This is a genomic window from Enterobacter sp. SENG-6, assembly GCF_001605945.1.
Lineage (GTDB): Bacteria > Pseudomonadota > Gammaproteobacteria > Enterobacterales > Enterobacteriaceae > Enterobacter > Enterobacter cloacae.
In genome coordinates, this window is the sequence record NZ_LOMM01000051.1 from 1 (window position 1) to 5236 (window position 5236).

General features: G+C 56.7%; 4 protein-coding genes. All 4 read right to left on the reverse strand.

Annotated elements, in window-relative coordinates; genetic code table 11:
* Positions 1 to 110 precede the first annotated feature (110 nt).
* The gene (gene emrB, locus AX755_RS19315) at positions 111 to 1658 is read right to left on the reverse strand and encodes a multidrug efflux MFS transporter permease subunit EmrB (RefSeq protein WP_062857266.1); all 1548 of its coding nucleotides are present in this window, start codon (positions 1656 to 1658) and stop codon (positions 111 to 113) included.
* Positions 1659 to 1674: 16 nt separating this feature from the next.
* Positions 1675 to 2847, reverse strand: coding sequence for a multidrug efflux MFS transporter periplasmic adaptor subunit EmrA (emrA, locus tag AX755_RS19320; protein ID WP_013098428.1), 1173 nt, complete (start codon positions 2845 to 2847; stop codon positions 1675 to 1677).
* A 129-nt stretch (positions 2848 to 2976) separates the two neighbouring features.
* Positions 2977 to 3507, reverse strand: coding sequence for a transcriptional repressor MprA (gene mprA, locus AX755_RS19325; protein WP_013098427.1), 531 nt, complete (start codon positions 3505 to 3507; stop codon positions 2977 to 2979).
* 314 nt (positions 3508 to 3821) lie between these two features.
* Positions 3822 to 5006, reverse strand: coding sequence for an MFS transporter (locus AX755_RS19330; protein WP_062857267.1), 1185 nt, complete (start codon positions 5004 to 5006; stop codon positions 3822 to 3824).
* Positions 5007 to 5236: the final 230 nt, after the last annotated feature.

A 5236-nucleotide genomic window follows, 5' to 3' on the forward strand; every position in this document is an offset into this window, starting at 1 on the left:
ACCGAGAGTGTGCTCCGGATAGACTAAAAGTGTTACCTATGTTCCCGGTCTGATCTGTCACCTATGTATCCGGTCATACAGAAGCGCCACCGGGCATTTCACGCAGAGGACTAGTGCGCGCCACCCCCTCCACTGCCGGCACCAAACGGCGGTCTGGCAAACCACACCAGCCCCAGCAGGACGATGAAGATCCCCGCGGATATCCAGAAAATCTCGTTAGCCGAGATAATCAGCCCCTGGTTGGTGATCTGCTGGGCAATCCAGCCGGACGCCTGCTGTTCCGTCATGCCCATCCCCTGAAGCTGGCTATACATCTGCTGCGCATTCGGGTTGTACGGATTTACCGCTTCGGTCAGCTGCGCATGGTGCATCGATTCCCGGTTTGTCCACAGCGTGGTGGTGATCGATGTCCCGATGGAGCCCGCCAATGTACGGGTAAAGTTCGACAGGCTCGACGCGGCCGCCAGACGCTCAGGCGGTAAGCCAGACAGCGTGATGGTGGTCAGCGGCATAAAGAAGCACGCTACCGCGAAGCCCTGAATAAACTGCGGCCACGCAGAGGCGCCAAAGTCCATCCCCGGTTCAAAGGTATACGCGCGCCAGTAGAAGCACACCGCATACATAATGAAGCTGAAGGTCACCAGCCTGCGCATGTCGAGCTTATGGGCAAAGCGGCCAATGATCGGCGACAGCAGCACCGGGATCACCCCAACAGGCGCAGAGGCCAGACCCGCCCAGGTCGCGGTATAGCCATACACCTCCTGCAGCAGCTGCGGCAGCAGAACAATCGCGCCGAAGTAGAGCATATAGGCGAGGCTGATACACAGACAGCCGATGGTGAAATTTCGCGACTTAAACAGCGAGAGATCGACTATCGGGTTGTCGTCGGTCAGCTCCCAGACAATCAGGAAGCTCAGCGACACCACCGCGACAATGGTCAGGATGATGATCTCCTGCGAGTTGAACCAGTCCAGCTCCTTACCCCGGTCGAGCATGATCTGCAGACTGCCGATACCGAGGATCAGCAGCGCCAGACCAATGCTGTCGATTCGCCGCTGTTCGGTACGGGTCTCACGACCGCGCAAGGATTGCAGCGTCATCAGAACCACAACCGCTCCAATCGGAACGTTGATGAAGAAGATCCAGCCCCAGTGGTAGTTATCGCTGATGTACCCGCCGAGAATCGGTCCGCAGATAGGCGCGACGATCACGGTCATTGACCACAGCGCCAGCGCGACGGAGCGTTTTGCAGGCGGGTAGTTACTCAGCAGCAAACTTTGCGAAAGGGGGATCAGCGGCCCGGCGACAATCCCCTGGATGACGCGGAAGAAAATCAGCATCGTCAGGCTGCTGGACATCCCGCACGCCCAGGAGGCCAGCACAAACGCCACCGTTGACCACAGGAACAACTTCACCTCACCGACGCGCTTCGCCAGCCAGCCGGTAATCGGAATGGAGATGGCGTTTGCCACCCCGAACGAGGTAATGACCCAGGTTCCCTGGCTCAATGACGAGCCAAGGTTCCCGGCGATCGTCGGGATTGCCACGTTTGCGATGGTGGAGTCCAGCACCTGCATGAATGTCGCCAGCGACAGCGCAATGGTCATTATGACCAGCTGCGCGCCTTCCAGCGGTTTTTGCGGCTTTTGCTGTTGCATAACGCTCACCTTCGGATTAACCGGCGTTTGCCTTCACGATGTCATCGATCAGCTTGTTGACCGGATCGAGGCTAATTTCACGGGCGTTACTTTCATAAGCCGGGGTGCTGCGTACCTGGCTTGCCAGGATTTGGCCGTCGCGGTTAGCGGTATCCACCGTCACCAGCGTGGAGAGGCCAATACGCAGCGGATGGTCTGCCAGCTGTTTAGGATCAAGCTCGATACGCACAGGCAGACGCTGCACCACTTTGATCCAGTTACCGGTGGCGTTTTGCGCAGGCAGCAGCGAGAAGGCGCTGCCGGTACCCATATCCAGACCTACCACTTTACCGGTGTACTTCACGTCGTCGCCGTAAATGTCGCTGATAACAGTTGCGGTCTGGCCGATACGCATATGGGCAAGCTGCGTCTCTTTGAAGTTCGCATCAACCCACAGATTGTCCGCCGGCACGACCGCCATCAGCGGCGTGGTTGGGCTGATCTGCGCGCCTGGCTGTACGGAACGACGGGAGACGTAGCCGGTCATCGGGCTGACGATTTTGGTACGCTGCAGGGCAAGCCACGCGTTACGCACTTCGGTCGCCGCCTGTTGTACCGCAGGCTGGTTTTCAAGGCTGGTACCGAGAATCATCGCCTGGTTAGCGTTGTACTGCTGAATAGCCACATCCAGCTGCGCCTGGGCGCTGGCAACGGCATCGCGGGCGTGCTGCAGCTCTTCACGGCCAATCAGATTGGCGGTACCGAGCGGCACGCGACGGTTCAGGTCGCTCTGTGCCTGGGCGAGTGCGGTTTTCTGCACGTCGATGTTGGCCTGCAGCTGCTTACTGTTGATCATCAGCTGACGGGTCTGACGCACGCTGGAGGCCAGCGCGGTCTGTGCTTTTTCAAACGCCTGTTGAGCGTCGGTCGGATCCAGCGTGACCAGCACATCCCCTTTTTGCACAAAGTCGGTATTGTCAGCCCAGACTTTCGTCACGCTGCCCGACACCTGCGCCATAATTTGTACCTGATTCCCTGCCACGTATGCGTCGTCTGTCTCTTCTGCATGACGCAATACTAAAAACCAATAGATCCCATATGCCACGGCAATAATGATAAAGAGCAAGGTCAACAGAAGAAGGGCGCTCTTACGTTTGCCTTTCTTGTTGGCCGGTTGCTGCGGGGTTGTGTTCTCCGCATTTGCGCTCATTGTTGTTCTCCACGATCTTCTTATTTTCACATCGGCTGAGCCGACCTGTTGTCAGAAAGGCCAGCAGTGTCACGTGCTGGCCTGTCAGTTTTCTTTTATTAAATCTGGATGTTCGAGCGTGTCGTCGCGTTAGCGCAGCGCCTCAAGGATGGCGCCATCTTCATCCATCTGATCCAGACGGGTGAGCAGCTTGCGAGTGATGTGCTCAAGCTGGTCGCGCTCGCTTGTGCTGAGGACAGACCAGAGTTTGTGCAGGCAGTTGTGCTGAGGTGGCAGCACCTCACGCAGGAATTGGTGACCTTTGTCGGTCAGTTGCAGATGCAGGCAACGGCGGTCGTTATCGCTTTCACGGCGTTCAATCCAGCCGCGCTTTTCCAGCTCATCAGCGATACGGGTGGCGTTCGTACGGGACGAACCCAGCGCGCAGCTCAGTTCAGACGGCTGAATACTGTGGTTTTCCTGAGACTCCAGCGTAATCAACGCCATAAATAACGTCTCGTTAATCCCCTGAGCTTTCAGCATCTTATTACGATTATCCAGCAGTTTCCCCTGCATGTGCATGCACAGGCGGGTCAGCAGGATTTCCTGGTACGGGAAGTCCTCATGACGACTGGCGCGGAATTTAAGCATTTGTTCAATGGGCGTAAACGAACTATCCATTTGGGCATAACCTCATTAATTACAGCCGATATAGTAACGACAGTGACAAATAATGTAAATGAATTATTTGTGCGGTTAAATCCGCCAAACTAATGTCACTATCAGAAAGCGCCGGGTGAGTCCGTGACCCGGTGAGCACAGAAAGAGAGAGGGATGAACCCGCGGAAGAGAGGATGTGAGGACAGGGGTCTGAACTATTCATGCCGTTTGAAAATATGTCACCCACATTAAAATTTCTGGGATAAATGATTACGTTTACATTAACAGAGTGAGGGGCCCCTTTACACCCTAAGAGGCCCAAAGCTATGTAAAACTTAGTGAATGGCTTCCTGACGATGGTATCCACGCCACCATACTACCAGGTTTAGCGCGGCGACAACGGCCCCTGTCGCGCACACGCCTGTCCACCCGCCATGCTGCCACGCCGAGGCGGAAATTAACGAGCCTGCAGCACCGCCGATGAAGTAGCTGGTCATGTACCCGGCAGTAAGACGGTTTCGCGCGTCTGGCTTCACGCGGTAAATCACGGTCTGGTTAGTGATATGCACTCCCTGTACGGTGAGGTCGAGCACCAGAATGCCGACGATCAGCGCCAGCACGGAGGTATGACCGTACCAGATGGCCGCCCAGGAGAGCAGAAGCAGCACCAGTCCCGCGCTGGTGGTCATGTGAGATTTGCCCTTATCGGCCAGCCCGCCTGCCGGACGCGCGCCGAGCGCCCCCGCCGCACCAGCCAGACCAAACAGACCAATCACCCCTTCGGAATAGTTAAATGGCGGTGCAGCCAGCAGAAAGGCCATCGACGTCCATAGGATGCTGAAGTTGGCGAAGGTGAAACATCCCAGCAGCGCACGGGTGCGCAGGAGTTTATCCCGGGTAAAGAGGCTGAACACGGAGGCCAGAAGCTGAGGATAGTTCAGGTGATTTTCCTGCCTCACCTTCGGCAAGCCGCGCCAGAGCGCGAGCGCCATCACCACCATCAGCACGCTTGCCACCCAGTAGACGGTACGCCAGCCGCCAAGGCTGGCCAGCAGACCTGCTACGGTACGTGCCAGCAGTATCCCCAGCAGCAGGCCGCTCATGATAGTGCCCACCACTTTGCCGCGCTTTTCCGGTGCGGCGAGGGTGGCGGCCAGTGGAACCAGAATTTGCGCCACCACGGAGAACAGACCCGTCAGCGCGGTGCCGATAATCATCATTGTTAAAGAGTGGCTGCTGGCGGTGATCAGCATGCCGCCTGCGGCCAGCAGGGTCATGGAGACAATCAGCATCCGGCGCTCAAACATGTCGCCGAGCGGCACCAGGAACAGCAACCCGGCGGCATAGCCGAGCTGCGCGGCGGTGACAATAAAGCCTGCCGAGCTGGCAGAAAGGTTAAACGCCCGGGCGATGGTATCGAGCAGAGGTTGAGCGTAGTAGTTACTGGCGACCGCCAGACCCGTTGCCACGGACATTAAAAGAATAAGCGCGGGGCTAAGCCCCTGAGATGTTTTTGTCATGGGTTTCAGAAATCATTAGTTAAGTGATTATTTTTCCGGAAACAATAATAACCAATGATTGTGAAGGATGGGGGATTGTTGGGTGATGGATTGTGCGGTTTAGGGGATGGTGCGGCCTGGTGCCCTCACCCCAACCCTCTCCCACAGGGTTGAGGGATCCCCAGTAATATGGTCATGCCACCATGACCATATTACTGTACTCTTTTCCCAGCTTTTTCATCTCGTTAACT